Annotated in this window: 13 protein-coding genes; 6 read left to right on the top strand and 7 right to left on the bottom strand. The window is 68.7% G+C overall.

The window, feature by feature from the left end:
- Positions 1-616 precede the first annotated feature (616 nt).
- A complete protein-coding gene (gene ssb / locus AW271_RS35535) occupies positions 617-1153 on the bottom strand; it encodes a single-stranded DNA-binding protein (RefSeq protein ID WP_062342287.1) in 537 nt (178 codons plus the stop codon).
- A 278-nt stretch (positions 1154-1431) separates the two neighbouring features.
- On the opposite strand from ssb, the gene AW271_RS35540 reads away from it, so the two are divergent.
- From AW271_RS35540 to ettA, 3 genes are all read left to right on the top strand, one after another.
- On the top strand, positions 1432-1767 hold the full coding sequence (locus AW271_RS35540) for a VOC family protein (RefSeq protein ID WP_245653358.1): 336 nt from the start codon (positions 1432-1434) through the stop codon (positions 1765-1767).
- A gap of 771 nt (positions 1768-2538) precedes the next feature.
- Complete coding sequence (locus AW271_RS35545; RefSeq protein WP_245653359.1) at positions 2539-3741, top strand: GGDEF domain-containing protein; 1203 nt, start codon at positions 2539-2541, stop codon at positions 3739-3741.
- A 21-nt stretch (positions 3742-3762) separates the two neighbouring features.
- Positions 3763-5427 carry an energy-dependent translational throttle protein EttA gene (gene ettA / locus AW271_RS35550; protein WP_062342291.1) on the top strand — a complete coding sequence of 555 codons (1665 nt, stop codon included), beginning with the start codon at positions 3763-3765 and terminating at the stop codon, positions 5425-5427.
- A gap of 203 nt (positions 5428-5630) precedes the next feature.
- Here ettA and AW271_RS35555 read toward each other — a convergent pair whose 3' ends face one another.
- Entirely contained in the window at positions 5631-7109 is a 1479-nt protein-coding gene (locus AW271_RS35555; RefSeq protein ID WP_062342294.1) for a DUF1996 domain-containing protein, read from the bottom strand.
- Positions 7110-7252: 143 nt separating this feature from the next.
- Here AW271_RS35555 and AW271_RS35560 point away from each other — a divergent pair, with 143 nt between their 5' ends.
- A complete protein-coding gene (locus AW271_RS35560) occupies positions 7253-7951 on the top strand; it encodes an HAD family hydrolase (protein WP_169806454.1) in 699 nt (232 codons plus the stop codon).
- Here the strand turns inward: AW271_RS35560 and AW271_RS35565 are convergent.
- The 5 genes from AW271_RS35565 to AW271_RS42670 all read right to left on the bottom strand — a co-directional run bounded on the left by AW271_RS35565 (position 7903) and on the right by AW271_RS42670 (position 11882).
- Positions 7903-8277: a hypothetical protein gene (locus AW271_RS35565; protein ID WP_157554970.1), complete on the bottom strand. Its 375-nt coding sequence runs from the start codon at positions 8275-8277 to the stop codon at positions 7903-7905. The two genes, AW271_RS35560 and AW271_RS35565, sit on opposite strands and share 49 nt — an antisense overlap.
- Before the next feature lie 98 nt (positions 8278-8375).
- Positions 8376-9869 (bottom strand): glycoside hydrolase family 13 protein, encoded by a 1494-nt coding sequence (locus tag AW271_RS35570; RefSeq protein WP_062342300.1) that lies wholly within the window; start codon positions 9867-9869, stop codon positions 8376-8378.
- Between the two features lies 1 nt (position 9870).
- Positions 9871-10248, bottom strand: coding sequence for a globin (locus AW271_RS35575; RefSeq protein WP_062342302.1), 378 nt, complete (start codon positions 10246-10248; stop codon positions 9871-9873).
- Between the two features lie 34 nt (positions 10249-10282).
- Positions 10283-11131, bottom strand: a complete 849-nt coding sequence (locus tag AW271_RS35580; protein ID WP_245653360.1) for a mechanosensitive ion channel family protein — start codon at positions 11129-11131, stop codon at positions 10283-10285.
- A 592-nt stretch (positions 11132-11723) separates the two neighbouring features.
- The gene (locus tag AW271_RS42670) at positions 11724-11882 is read right to left on the bottom strand and encodes a hypothetical protein (RefSeq protein ID WP_232327638.1); all 159 of its coding nucleotides are present in this window, start codon (positions 11880-11882) and stop codon (positions 11724-11726) included.
- Positions 11883-12299: 417 nt separating this feature from the next.
- On the opposite strand from AW271_RS42670, the gene AW271_RS35590 reads away from it, so the two are divergent.
- Entirely contained in the window at positions 12300-13883 is a 1584-nt protein-coding gene (locus AW271_RS35590; protein WP_062342309.1) for a tetratricopeptide repeat protein, read from the top strand.
- Positions 13880-14386 carry a GNAT family N-acetyltransferase gene (locus AW271_RS35595; RefSeq protein ID WP_245653361.1) on the top strand — a complete coding sequence of 169 codons (507 nt, stop codon included), beginning with the start codon at positions 13880-13882 and terminating at the stop codon, positions 14384-14386. Before AW271_RS35590 ends, AW271_RS35595 begins: the two co-directional genes overlap by 4 nt.
- The last annotated feature ends 58 nt before the right edge of the window (positions 14387-14444 follow it).

The following is a 14444-nucleotide window of genomic DNA, read 5'->3' on the forward strand; positions in this document are numbered from 1 at the left end:
CTCCCGCTCCCGCTCCCGCTCCCGCTCCCGCTCCCGCTCCCGCTTCGGGCCCGGCTCCTGCTCTCGCTTCGGGCCCGGCTCCCGCTCCCGCTTCGGGCCCGGCTCCTGCTCTCGCTTCGGGCCCGGCTCCTGCTCTCGCTTCGGGCCCGGCTCCTGCTCTCGCTTCGGGCCTGGCTCCCGCTTCCGGCTCGTGGCGGGACACCGGAGCCGATCGCGACTCGGCATGGGTTCCGCTCACAAGGGGATCGGAACCCACGCGCCTGCCCCGCTCGAATGGCTGGCTCCACGCCTCGATGCCCCCTGATGCGGGGCGACGTTGCGCATTCGGCTCTTATGGCCTGAGTCGGGTGAGCTGTGCCCGGAAGGTCGGCCTGCCTGGGGGAGATGGGCAGGTCTGCCTTGACGGTGGGGGCCGTCGGATCAGGCGGTCGGGGTCCGTCTCGTGCGACCACGACTCGGGTTTTCCGTCTTGGCCGGGTTGTCATGGCCCGCGCCGCTCTCCGCGCAGGGGTGATGCAATTCGTCTCATAAGGCCCCAGTTGGGTGAGCTGTGCCCGGAAGGCCGGCCTGCCCGGGGGAGATGGGCAGGCCGGCCTTGACGGTGGGGACCGTCGGATCAGGCGGCGGCGGGGACCGTCTCCTCGGGCCACGACTCGGCCTCTTCCGCCTCGGCGTCGTCCTGGCCCGCGCCGCCCTCCAGGACCCGCAGGCCGGGAGTGTTGAGCTCCCAGTCGCGGGTGTCGTCCTCCATCGCACGCAGGTCGTCGTCGGTCATCGCGCCGCGCGAGGCGCCCCGGGCCGGACGCTCGAAGCTGGAGATGCCCCACTTCAGGTCGTGGCCGACGGAGGTGGCCTCCACCTCCACCCAGAAGCGCTGCTCGCCCTCGCGTTCGAACTGCTTCACCCGGAGTTTGCCGACCACCACGACCGGGTGCCCCCGCCGGACCGACTGGGCGACGTGGTCGGCCAGCCCCCGGTAGGACCTGACGGTGTAGAAGGTCGTCTCGCCGTCGCGCCAGGTCTGCGTCTGGCGGTCGAGGATCCGGCGGTCGACGGCCACCCGCATGGAGGTGGCCCGGGACCCGTCGCCGAACGTGAATTGCTTGGGGTCGTCGGTGACGTTGCCGGTCAGCGTCACGTAGATCTCGCTCATAACTCTCTGTCCTCCGTTTGCCCGGACCCTCGCCGGGCTCGGGCACAACAGTGGCCCGATCTCCCCCTCGCTGACCGGCGTGAATTCGCGCCTGTGGATAACCCGACCGCCGATGACGGCCCTGTGGACAGCCGGGCGGGCATGGAAAACGCCGGTCACAACCACGGATGTGGCGAGTACGGTGTGGCTGTGGCCGATGATCGCGTGCGGCGGCGGCTCACAGAGGTGGAAGCGCGGACACGAAGGAGTGAACGGTGCCAGGCGCTGTGCTGCGAGGGGTGACCCTCGACTGTGCCGACCCGCGGACGCTGGCGGCCTTCTATGGTGCGCTGACCGGGATGCGCGAACTGTTCGGAACGGACGAGTTCGTCGCTCTGACGAGCGACTCCGGCTGTGATCTGGGGTTCCAGAGGGTTGCCGGATACCGAGCACCGCAGTGGCCAGGTCAGGACGTGCCGCAACAGCTCCACCTGGATTTCCGCGCTGACGACCTCGATGCGATGGAAGAGCTGGCCCTGGAGCTCGGCGCGGCCAAACCGGACCATCAGCCCGGCGACGGCCGCTGGCGGGTACTCCTGGATCCGGCCGGCCATCCCTTCTGCCTGACCTCCTGAGGCGGACGACGAAGGCTCTGGCTGAGTCGTCGCTCACACGGCGGGAGCGACAGGTCTGCGCGCGAGGCCGGCTGGCACGACAGGTCCGCGCACGACGCCGGCTGGCACGACAGGTCTGCGCACGATGCCAGGGGCACGACAGGTTCGCCTACGCTCCCGATCCCGGCGACCGAGGCCCCCTCCGAAGTCATCAAACCCTGCAAACCCCCCGAGCACACCAAAAACCAGACCTGGCACGTCAAGGCCAGATCTGGTTGGTGATCGTCAGGCCCCCGAAAAAGTTGGGGGCCCTGGTCTGCCGTCCCGGCTGGGGAGAGCCGGAGGCGGCGATCGGGTGTGGGAGACGGTCGCTGGTGCGCGATGGAGGGGGCATCGGCCGTGCGCGGCCGGTATCCCACGCGCTGTTTCACCAGCGCAGGGAGGACGGCCGATGGCGACTAAACGTGTCGCTGCGAGAGCACCAGACTGGTCAGGTCCAGACAACGCCCCGAGCCATGGCTGCTCCTTTCCGCGCGCGGCCCGCTCCGGGTGAGCGGTCAACCTCCTTGCCGGGCCACCGGATTGTGATGGCCACCTTGCCCAAGGTAGCGGTTCCCGTCGCGCGTCGCACACTCCGCAACTATTGTGTTACACATCGTGAGACGCTGCGTTCAGCGGATGAGAAGGCGTTTGGGGGAGCGGATGACAGCGCCAAGTCAGACCTCGGCCAAACCAATCGGGGGGCCTCCGTCGCGGGCGGGCCGCTGGCCTTTGATGGCACAGCGACGCCCGTTGGTCGGCTATCTCTTTCTGATCGTCACCATCGATCTCGTCGCGATCGCCGGGTTGTCGCTGGTGACCGTCCCGTCGGTCGGCGATCTGCTGGTGTTCTGCTCGCTGATGGCCTGTGGCGCCGTGTGCATCGAGGCGACCCGGCGGCTCGGCATGCCCGCCGGTGTGTCGCGCGACCTGCTGTCGGCCTGGTGGTTGCCGGTGGCGCTGCTGCTGCCGCCGGTCTACGCGCTGCTGGCGCCGATTCCGTTGCAGATCCTTCTGCAGCTCCGGGTGCGCGCGACCGTCGTCTATCGGCGGGTGGTCACGTCGGCGGCCATCGGGCTGGCGGCGGGGGCGGCCTCGCTGGTGTTCCACTCGCAGGTCGACGACCCCTCCCGGCTGACCGAGGGGGTGGGCTGGCCGATCGTGCTGGCCGTGGGCTGCGCGGCGCTGTTCACGATCCTCAACACCGCGCTGATCGCGGTCGCCGCGCACACCGCCGATCCCGACGTGCGCTGGCGCGACGTGTTGTGGGATCGCGAGAGCCTGCTGCTCGACGTCGTCGAGTTGTGTCTCGGGCTGATCGTCGCGATCATGTGCGGGCTCAACCTGCTGCTCCTGGTGCTGGCGCTGCCGCCGGTGATGCTGCTCCAGCGCAGCCTGATGCACGCCCAGTTGCAGGCCGCCGCCCGCACCGACCCGAAGACCGGCCTGCTCAACGCCGCCGCCTGGCAGCGCGAGGCCGACACCGAGATCGTCCGGGCCCATCGCACGGGCGAGATGCTCGCGCTGCTGATCGTCGACATCGATCACTTCAAGCGGGTGAACGACACCTACGGCCACCTCGTCGGCGACCAGGTGCTCATCGGGGTGGCCGCCACGCTGCGCAGCCAGCTGCGCGACTACGACGTGGTCGGGCGGTTCGGCGGCGAGGAGTTCGTGGTGCTGCTGCCGCGGGCCGACCTGGCCGAGGCGCGGCGGGTGGCCGAGCGGCTGCGCAGCCGGGTCGGGCGCATGGCGGTACCCGCCGACGACGCCATGATCACGGTCACGATCTCGCTCGGGGTCGCGATAATGAACGTCCACGGGCATGATCTCATCGAGCTGCTGGCCGCCGCTGACCTGGCGCTTTACCGGGCCAAGGAGCTCGGGCGCGATCGGGTCTGCCTGCCGGCGCAGCAGATGCCGCCGCCCGGCGGCAAGCCAGCAACCGCGTGCTGAGTTGCCACTAAGCTTGACTGCATGGCCGAGTACATCTACACGTTGCAGCGCGTGCGCAAAGCACACGGCGACAAGGTGATCCTTGACGACGTCACGCTGTCCTTCCTGCCCGGAGCGAAGATCGGGGTGCTTGGCCCGAACGGAACGGGCAAGTCCACCCTGCTGCGCATGATGGCCGGGCTCGAACCGACCTCCAACGGCGAGGCCCGCCTGATGCCCGGTTACACCGTGGGCATGCTGCAGCAGGAGCCCCCGCTGAACGAGTCCAAGACCGTTCTCGGGAACGTCGAGGAGGGCGTCGCCGAGACCAAGGCGATGCTCGACCGTTTCAACGCCATCGCCGAGGAGATGGCGACCGACTACAGCGACGCGCTTCTCGAAGAGATGGGCAAGCTGCAGGACGAGCTCGACCACCGCAACGCGTGGGATCTCGACGCCCAGCTCGAGCAGGCGATGGACGCCCTCCGGTGCCCGCCGCCCGACGCCGACGTGACCACTCTTTCCGGTGGTGAGCGCCGCCGGGTCGCGCTGTGCAAGCTCCTGCTGGAGCAGCCCGACCTGCTGCTGCTCGACGAGCCCACCAACCACCTCGACGCCGAGAGTGTCAACTGGCTGGAGTCCCACCTCGAGAAGTACCCCGGGACCGTCCTGGCCGTCACCCACGACCGCTACTTCCTCGACAACGTGGCGACCTGGATCCTCGAGCTCGACCGCGGGCGTTGTTTCCCCTACGAGGGCAACTACTCGACCTACCTCGAGGCCAAGGCCGCCCGTCTGAAGGTCGAGGGCCAGAAGGACGCCAAGCGCAAGAAGCGCCTGGAAGGCGAGCTGGAGTGGGTGCGCTCGAACGCCCGCGCCCGGCAGACCAAGAGCAAGGCCCGTCTCCAGCGCTACGAGGAGATGGCCGCCGAGGCCGACAAGTTCCGCAAGCTCGACTTCGAGGAGATCCAGATCCCGCCGGGCCCGCGTCTGGGCACGACCGTGATCCGGGCCGAGCACCTGACCAAGGGCTTCGACGACCGGGTCCTGATGGACAACCTGACCTTCGACCTGCCCCGTAACGGCATCGTCGGCATCATCGGCCCCAACGGCGTCGGCAAGACCACCATGTTCCGCATGATCACCGGCAACGAGACCCCCGACAAGGGCGGGATCGTCATCGGCGACACCGTGAAGATCTCCTACGCCGACCAGTCGCGCGGCGGCATCGACCCGGCCAAGAACGTGTGGGAGGTCGTGTCCGACGGGCTCGACTTCATCAAGGTCGGCAACGTGGAAATGCCGTCGCGGGCCTACATCGCCGCGTTCGGCTTCAAGGGCCCCGACCAGCAGAAGAAGGCCGGGGTGCTGTCGGGTGGCGAGCGCAACCGGCTCAACCTGGCGCTGACCCTCAAGCAGGGCGGCAACGTGCTGCTCCTCGACGAGCCGACCAACGACCTCGACACCGAGACGTTGTCGTCGCTGGAGAACGCGCTGCTCGACTTCCCCGGCTGCGCCGTGATCACCTCTCACGACCGGTGGTTCCTCGACCGCATCGCGACCCACATCCTGGCCTGGGAAGAGGGTTCGAACTGGTTCTGGTTCGAGGGCAACTTCGCCGACTACGAGAAGAACAAGATCGAGCGCCTGGGCGCCGAGGCGGCCCGTCCGCACCGCGTGACCTACCGGAAGCTGACCCGCGACTAGGGTCCTCCCCGAACAGAAGAGAAGCCACCTGCGCCCGCCGCAGGTGGCTTCTCTCGTCAAAGGCTCGAAACCGTCGACTGCTCGGAAACATCAAAGGGACGCGGGCCGGCAAAAGGCCGGGAATCCGTCAGGGCCAGGAAACGCACCGTGCCGGCGCCCCCCCTGAGATGCGGGGCGCCGGCACGGCGTTCAGCGGGGGAGCGTTACTTCTTCCAGCCCGGCGTGACGCCGCACTTGGCCTTCTGGTTGATGCAGACCTTCACGAGGGCGCTCAGGGTGTCCTGCGTCCAGGCGTTCATGAAGTCGCCGTGGATCGAGGACGCCATGCCCGACGACAGCGCGAGGCCGTCGCCGCCGAGCGAGTCGTAGCCGAGCATCATCGAGATGTTCGGGACGGCGACCGGGTAGTCGCCGGTGCAGGTGCCGTTCTTGGCGGGGCCCATGTGGGACTTGTGGTCGGGCGAGTCGATGTGCTTGCCGTCCCAGCAGTCCTGGAAGGTGAGCTGGTAGATCAGGTTGCCGCCGGGGGCGCAGACGGGCCAGTTGCCGTCGGCGCTACGGCCGGTCTCGGCGCTGCCGGCGCACCAGAACTGGCCGGACGCGCCCTTGGGCGTGGCGACCTGACGCTTGGCGTCGCCCTGGACGACCCGCAGGCCCGGCGGGAACGGCTTGACCTCGGACGGGTCCTTGAGGCGCGAGCCGTAGTAGGCGCGGAAGTTCTTCATCGGGACCGGCTTGCCGTTCTTCAGCAGGGTCGGTGCCCAGTAGGCGCTGTTGTCGCCGGGAGCGTCACAGGTCGTGGTGCTCTTGAGCAGGTCCTCGGTGGTGGTCTTCGCGGAGACCTTCGGGCCGAAGAAGGTGTGCAGGTGGGAGGCGCCGACCAGGCCGGGCAGGACGATCGGGTCGTCCGCGGCCTCGTTGGCCACCGTGCAGTTGGTGTGGAACTCGGGCACGCGCACGATGTTCGCGGGCACCGTCTCGAACGGGATCTTGTTGTACGCGTCCAGCGTCTTCTTCCACGCCGCCTGGTCCACGGGCACCCAGCCGGTGGCGGGCGGGGTGGGGGTCGTCGTCGGGTTGCTGGTGGGCGTGGAGGTCGGCTTGGTCGGGGTGGGGGTCGGGGTCGGGTTCGTCGGGTTGCCGGTGCCCCCGCCGGTGCCGAAGACCTGGAACTCCCACAGGGAGACGCCGTACTGGCTGGAGCGCTTGGTGGCGTACAGGCGGACGAAACGGCCGGTGGTCGACAGGTCGATCGTCTGCACACCGCCCTTGTTGGCAGTGGTGTTGTACACCGTCTTCCAGGGGCCGGCGCTGGTGGCGGCGGTCTGGATCTGGAAGGCCGTGGCGTAGGCGCGCTCCCAGTTGATGACGATCTTGTCGATGGCGGTGGACTTGCCGAGGTCGACGGCGAGCCACTGCGGGTCGCTGAACTTGCTGGACCAGCGGGTGCCGGTCTTCCCGTCGAAAGCGGCCGCGGGCGACAGGTCACCGCGCTCCGACGACGAGGCGATGGCGGTACGGCCCTGAGACAGGGGCGCTTCGGCTGCGATGGCCGGGGAGGTGACGCTCACCACGGAGGTGCCCAGGAGGCCGGCGGCAACGGCGGCCAGCGCCAGGCGGCGGACCTGACGTGCGCCGGACAGACGTCCGGCCCGGATGCCGCGCGAGGCGGGTGTGCTCATGGTGGTTGGAGTCCTTGTCCTGTTGAGGAGACGTGGAGGGGGGCGCTCACTACGCGCCGCCACACAGGAGACCCGCAGGTCGCGGGTGGATAACGAAAACTTCGGACAAGTCGGAGATGTTTTTTTAGGGAATGACTCGGCGGGTGAGAGTGGTCACCTTCGACGGCGACGAGACGCTGTGGGATTTCCAGGGAGCGATGCGGCGGGCCCTCGCCCTGGCGGCCGGGATGTTCGGCCCGCCGGTGACGGCGGAGTGGTTGCGGCGGGTCCGCGACGACGTGGCGGCGCGGCCAGAGTTCGCGGGCGCGCCGATGGAGGACATCCGCCGGGCGGCTTTCGCCGAGTCGGCCCGGCTGACCGGCGCGGCCGACGGGTTCGCCGATCGGGTGCACGCCGAGTACATGCGCGCCCGGCATGCCGGTGTCACGCTTTATCCGGACACGCTGCCCTGCCTGCGGGAGCTACGGGCCGGGGGCCACCGGCTGGCGTTGATCACCAATGGCAACTCCCGCCCTGACCTGGTCGGGGTGGCCGATTTCATGTCCTGTACGGTCGTCGCCGCCGAATGCGGCCATCGCAAGCCCGACCCGGAGATCTACCGCTACGCCGCTGCCAAATTGGCGGTGGCTCCGGAAGAGTGCCTCCACGTGGGCGACCATCCGGTGGAAGACGTGGCCGCGTCGGCGGAGGCGGGCATGCGCGCCGTCTGGCTCAACCGCTCAGAGAGCCGGGAGAGGCCCCAGCGGGCCTGGCGGACGATCACCAGCCTCGCCGACCTCCCCGCGCTCTGCCGTCAACCTGGGGGCAGGGCGAACGGGTCTTCGGGCAGGAAGCAGCCGTAGTCCTGCAGGGCCATCGGATCGTCCACCACGATTTGCTGGAGCTCCCCCGCCGGAGACAGGCCGTCGGGCCGATCGAGCACCCGGTGGCCCGGGAGCGGGCCGCCGTAGCCGACCAGCTGGTCGGGCGCGTCGGACGCCAGCGGCCCGAACCGATCAAGGAGCACGCCGACCGCGTCGTACACGTCGGTGATCTCTGCCTCGTCGGCGTCGGGGTGGAGATCGCGGTAGGCGGCCCGTGCGGCCGCCAGGAAACGTGCCGGGTCGACGACCACGACGTCCCGGCGGGTCCGCACGCTGATGATCATGCCCTCTCGCAACGGCGTCACCGCCCCAGTGTCCCAGGTGAGGTTTTTTCCTCCCGGGTGGAAGACGGCGGGAGAAGAGAACGGGTGGAATTCTTTCCCTCTCGGAACACCCTCTGGTGTCAGGCCAGCAGCCAGGCCCCGCCGTCGGGCGGCAGGAGGTCGTCGACCAGCGGTGCCGTCGCCAACACCAGCTCCTTGTGCTCAGGCAACGGAACGGCCACGTCGCCGCAGTTCACCACGCAGATCACCGACCCCCGGCGGAAGAAGAGCGTGTCGGCCGGCCCGGCCAGCCATTCGATCTCGTCGCCCGCCATGATCTGCCTGCGCCAGGCGAGGGCGGCCTTGTAGAAGGACAACGTCGAGGCGGGGTCGGCGGCCTGGCGTTCGGCCGTCAGCAACGCCCAGCTCGACGGCTGGGGCAACCACGGCTCGCCCGTGCCGAACCCGTAAGGGCTGGCGGACCCGGACCACGGGAGCGGCACCCGGCAGCCGTCGCGGCCGGGCAGTTCGCCGTCGGTCTGGAAGAAGGTGGGGTCCTGCCGCTTGTCCGGGGGAATTTCCTGTACCTCGGGGAGGCCGAGTTCCTCCCCCTGGTAGAGGTAAGCCGAACCCGGCAGGGCCAGCATGGCGAGAAGTGCGGCTTTCGCCCGGTCTATCCCGCCGGAGGGGGTCAGGGACCCCTCGCCATAGCGGGTGACGTGGCGGACCACGTCGTGGTTCGAGAGCACCCACGTCGGGGCCGCGATCTCGGTCAGCGTCTTGTCGATCACCGCGCGGAACGCGTCGGCCGACCAGGGGGCCTTCAGCCAGGCGAAGTTGAAGCTCTGGTGGAGTTCGTCCGGACGTACATAAAGAGCGAGGTCCTCCGGAGTGTCGGTCCAGACCTCGCCCACGAAGGCACGTTCGCCGGGATAGCCGTCCACGAGCGCCCGCCACTCGCGGTAGACCCCGTGGACCTCCGGCCGGCTCGACATCGGGCTGCCGGAGACGAAGCCGGCGGTGGTGTCGGGCAGGTCTTCGGCCTTGTAGAGGCCGTTGGCGACGTCGATGCGGAAACCGTCGACGCCCCGGTCGAGCCAGAAGCGCAGCACGTCGAGGAACTCGGCGTGGACCTCGGGGTTGCGCCAGTTGAAATCGGGCTGCTCGGGGGCGAACAGGTGGAGGTAGTAGGAGCCGTCGGCGACGCGGGTCCAGGCCGGGCCGCCGAACACCGACTGCCAGTTGTTGGTCTCGGTGCGGAACAGGTAGCGGTCGCGCTTGACGCCGCGCAGCGCCTCCTGGAACCACGGGTGCTCGATCGAGCTGTGGTTCGGCACGATGTCGATCATCACCCGCAGGCCCAGCTCATGGGCCTTGGTCACCAGGGCGTCGAAGTCGGCCAGGGTGCCGAACGACGGGTCGACGTCGCGGTAGTCGGCCACGTCGTAGCCGCCGTCGGCCATCGGCGACCGGTAGAAGGGGGTCAGCCAGACGGCGTCGACGCCCAGCTCGGCGAGGTAGGGGAGCCGGCCGGTCACCCCCGGGAGGTCGCCGACGCCGTCACCCGAGGCGTCGGCGAAGCTGCGGACGTAGATCTCGTAGACGACGGCGTCACGCCACCAGGGGGAGGTCATCTCATGCGTTTACCAGGCTATGGGCGGCGTAAACCAGGTATTGCCACAGCTTGCTCTCCTGCTCGGCGGGCAGGTGCAGCTCGTTGACGGCGTCGCCCATGTGCTTCAGCCACGCGTCGCGCTCGGCCTCGCCGATCACGAACGGGGCGTGGCGCATGCGCAGCCGGGGGTGGCCACGCTCCTGGCTGTAGGTGCTGGGGCCACCCCAATACTGCTTGAGGAACATCCGCAGCCGGTCTTCGGCGCCCTCGAAGTCGTCTTCGGGATAGAGGGGTTTGAGCACCGGGTCGTCGCGGACGCCTTCGTAGAACCGCCTGACGAGGCGGTCGAAGGTCTCCTCGCCGCCGACGAGGTCGTAAAACGTCTGCTCGCTGCTCACCTTCTCAGGTTAAAACAGCTCCCGAGTGCCGGTGTCACGCGATCGTGGCGATGGCCAGGCCGCGCTCGTCGAAAGCCCTCTTGATCCGGGTACGCAGCTCCCGCGCCACCTCGTGCTGCTTGCCCGGGGCGGTCTTGGCGACGACGCGGAAGACGATGGCCGTGCCGGAGATCTGCTCCATGCCGAAGACCTGGGGCTCCTCGACGATGATGTTGTCGCGGTAACCCTGGTCCTCCCACATCTCGGTGGTCACGGTCACCAGGAGCTCGCGGGTCTGGGCCACGTCGGAGTCGTAGGCGACAGGAATGTCCACGAGGGCCCGCGACCAGCCCTGCGACTCGTTGGCGACGCGGGTGATGGTGCCGTTGCGGACGTACCAGACCTTGCCGTCGGCGTCGCGGAGGCGGGTTATCCGCAGGCTGACCGCCTCGACGGTGCCGGTGCTGACGCCGACGTCGATCACGTCGCCGACGCCGTACTGGTCCTCCATCAGCATGAACATGCCGGCGATGAAGTCCTTGACCAGCTCCTGGGCGCCGAACCCTATGGCGACGCCCAGGATGCCGACGCTGGTCAGCAGGGGCGCCAGGTCGAGGCCGAGGCGGGAGATGATCATCAGCAGGGCGGTGCCGAGAATCACTATCGACGTGATGTGCCTGAGCACGGAGCCGAGCGTCTCAGAGCGCTGACGGCGGCGTTCGGCGAGGATCGCCTCCAGCCCCTCCTGGGGGCCGCCGAACCGGGAGCGGAACCGCTCGGGCATCGAGGCGCTGGCCGCGCGGTGGGAGATCCGGCTGATCAGGCGGTGCACGACGGCGCGCAGTATGAGGGCGACGATCAGGATCAACACGATCACGACGCCGACGTTGATCAGGCCGGCCACGATCTGAGCCCAAGCGTTGGGTATCCAGGCGCTCACCAGGCCACAGATACCGAGATCGTCGGTGCCGCACAAGGTCTTGGCGGCGGTTCCGGCGTCGGGAAGGAATCCCGTTTCGGCCGGAGACGGGGTCGGGGTCGGGGAAGGGCTCGGGGAGAGCAGGAACACGGAGTGGATCCCCCTCGGATCGGCTCGGTCGGTTTCGGGCAGGCCTGCACCCATATTGCCGATCGAACCGGCTGTCGTCACATTCACGCCGGGGGACGTGAGCACCATCCCGCCGGGCCGCGGAGGGCGGCGGGACCGGTGCTCCTGTGACGGTCAGCGGGGCCGGAGACGCGCACCCGGAAGCGTGTCTCGTGCCTTTCTCCGAGAGGGGGATCCCCCCCCAGCGCCACCCGCGCCGGCGGGCGGCGGACCAGGGAAAACCGTGGAATCCATCGTGGAACTCAGCGTGGAATTCGGAGCCGGCGGGCCGGCCACAACGTTCCCGTGGGAACGTTCCGCACCGGGCCGCCCGCCGGCTCCGTGGAGCCGCGGCGGTGACGCCGGGCCAAGGGTGACTGCGCTTCACCCGGCCCGTCGCCGTTTCGATCTACTCGCCCACCGCGGCGAGAACGCGGGCGACCTTCGTGGCGGCTCCGGCCGGATCATCGGCTCGATGCATCCGCTCCCCCCAGGACCACCAGTAGTCGGCCGACTTGCAGACGACGTTCTCGGTGAGACTCGTCGCCTTCGGGTTGATCACTCGCACGAAGGCCCGACCCGTTTGGGTGGTTACGACCCGTGCGAGGAGTCCCCGCGAGTCGAGCTCCGAAGCGAGTCGCTCCAGATGCCCGAAATCGTCCTCCCCCAACGTTCGTCCTCCTCCTCCCGCAATCCGAACCCTGCGTTCGTTGCTGGTCGGCCCAAGATGACTCACTGAGCCGGATGGGTCAACGAGGCGATAAGTGGGCGTTGGATGCGGTTACCACCAAGTGGGTTGAAGAATGTCGCCCGCCGGTGGACGATCCTCTATCAGCACGTTCTATTGCAGGTCCGGGCCGCACCAAATCTGGTCCATTATTTCTTCTGGGCGTAGTGCAACCCCGAGGTTACGCTGTGTCAACGAATTGTGGACCGGTCGGGACATGTGGACGGCGCGTACGGCCGGCCACGGAGAGGGGCCGGTATGTCCGGCAGGCAGCACAAGGAAACGGAGACCGCCCGGCGGGTGCGGGCCAGGGGCCTGGCCGCGGGGCGGAGTCTGGCGAGCATCGCTGAGGAGATCTTCGAAGCGTGCTCGGTTCAGTTCGGAACGTCCCGGATCAAATGCCACCGCCTCTCGCACGGCATAGCGCTCGCCGACGTCATCGAACAAGTACGCGCTCTCTTCGAGCGAGACGGCAAGAACCCTCCGGGGATCGGGGAGACCCTCCTGTCGGCGTACGAGTCGGGGCTGAAGCGGCCCGGGCCCGAATACCTCCATTACCTGTGCACCGTCTACCGGGTTGAACCGGTCGCCCTCGGATACGAGGGCCCGTGCATCTGTGGCCACGGCCACCGCATGCCGGGCGTCGTACGCGGCGGCGACCCCCAAGAGGCAAGACCCGACGTTTCCCCGGTCCCGCGCGAGCTGCTGCTCCAACCGGACAGCGGTGTCACCGCGCAGGGCGGGGGCGAGGAGGACGAGAACGTGCTACGGAGGACGCTGCTGCAGCTCCTCGCCGGAGGTGCCGCCGTACCGGTGTCCGGGCTTGACGCCCAGGTGCTCGCGGCCACCGAGAACATTCGCCGCAAGATGGACGACGTCATGGTGTCGGCGACGGTTTCCCCGGCGATGCTCGATCAGTGGGAAGAGGCCACGATCGGCTTCGGCAGGCAGTACATGAACACCCCGCCCTTACGCCTGCTCTGTGACGTGCTGCTGGAGTTCTCCGCGGTCCGCACGGCGCTGGAGCGGCGGCAGCCGGTCGACCTGCAGGAGCGGTTATGCCGCATGGCCGCCCAGTTATCCGGCCTGACCGGCATGATCCTTATCGACCTGGGCGACCACCGGCTCGCCCGGACCTTCTTCCGCACCGGCCGCACCGCCGCCGACGAGACCGGCGACCGCGCGCTGCGGGCGTGGGTGACCGCCCGCGAATCCCTGGTGCCGCTCTACTACGGCGACCCGCGTGAGGCCCTGACCCTCGCGAAGAAGAGCCGCGACCTCGCGGGCCAGACCCCGTGCGCGGCCAAGACGATGGCCCCGGTCGTGGAGGCCCGCGCGCTGGCGATGCTCGCCGGGGCGACCGGCCAGAAGAAGGACGTCGTGGAGCAGGCCAAGCGGGCCCTGTCGCGGGCGCGGGCGGCTTTCGCCCAGATGGTGCCCTCGGAACAGGAGGACGCCGCGTTCGGCTACACCGAGCGGCAGCTCTACTTCTACCAGGGCGACGTCCTGGTGAAGCTGGGCGAGACGCTGGAGGCCGACGTCGTCCTCGAACAGGCCCTGGGCCAATACGCCGGCGAGCCCCTCGACCAGACGCTCATCCGCATCGACCTGGCCATGTGCCGGTTGCTGGAGGGCGATCCCGAAGAGGCGGTCAAGCAGGGGCTCGACGCCCTGCACCGGATCGAGCACATTCACCGCACGGAATTGGTCATGGGCCGTGTCAACGAGCTCATCCGGTCGATCGTCACCAAGAACGGAGAAGGTGTTCCCGGTCTCGAAGATCTGAAGGCCGAAGCGCTGGTCCGCGCGCCGATCGACTACTCGTCGATGGGCAACGCGTGACGGCCCCTCTGCGGGTGCGTCGCTACCGCTGGTCGGATCTCGACGAGGTGTGGGAGATGCACCAGGCCGGTCTGGCACAGGTCGGGCTGGTCCCCGGCGACGGGGTCTACTACGACGACGACTTCCCCCGGATCCAGGAGGTCTACCTCGACGATCGGGGGGAGTTCCTGGTCGGCGAGGTGGCCGGCGGGCGGCTGGCCGCCATGGGCGCGCTGCGACGGGTCGACGACGAGACGGCCGAGATGTGCCGCCTGCGCGTCCACCCCGACTTCCAGCGGCGCGGCTACGGTGCGCTGATGCTGGAGACCCTGGAGGAGCGGGGCCGCGAGCTCGGCTACTCGGTGCTGTGCGCCGACACCACGCTGCAGCAGAGCGCGGCGGTCGCGCTGTATCGGAAGTATGGCTGGCGCGAACTGCGCAGGGAGGAAAGAGGAGTTTCGGTTGTTCTTTATGTCGAGAAAGTCCTGACATCTGCCCGTTCTTCGCTATTTCCCCCGAAATAGTCGGTCTCTACTATTGGCGAGACGCACATTCGTACTAATAATTGTGCGTTGTTGCCCA

Origin of the sequence: Herbidospora sakaeratensis, assembly GCF_001570525.1 — a bacterium.
GTDB classification, from domain to species: domain Bacteria; phylum Actinomycetota; class Actinomycetes; order Streptosporangiales; family Streptosporangiaceae; genus Herbidospora; species Herbidospora sakaeratensis.

What these genes read in the sequence shown, in the direction of transcription:
- ssb (WP_062342287.1), bottom strand. Translation starts at nt 1,153, where the DNA reads ATGAGCGAGATCTACGTGACGCTGACCGGCAACGTCACCGACGACCCC.
- AW271_RS35570 (WP_062342300.1), bottom strand. Translation starts at nt 9,869, where the DNA reads ATGACCTCCCCCTGGTGGCGTGACGCCGTCGTCTACGAGATCTACGTC.
- AW271_RS35555 (WP_062342294.1), bottom strand. Translation starts at nt 7,109, where the DNA reads ATGAGCACACCCGCCTCGCGCGGCATCCGGGCCGGACGTCTGTCCGGC.
- ettA (WP_062342291.1), top strand. Translation starts at nt 3,763, where the DNA reads ATGGCCGAGTACATCTACACGTTGCAGCGCGTGCGCAAAGCACACGGC.
- AW271_RS35590 (WP_062342309.1), top strand. Translation starts at nt 12,300, where the DNA reads ATGTCCGGCAGGCAGCACAAGGAAACGGAGACCGCCCGGCGGGTGCGG.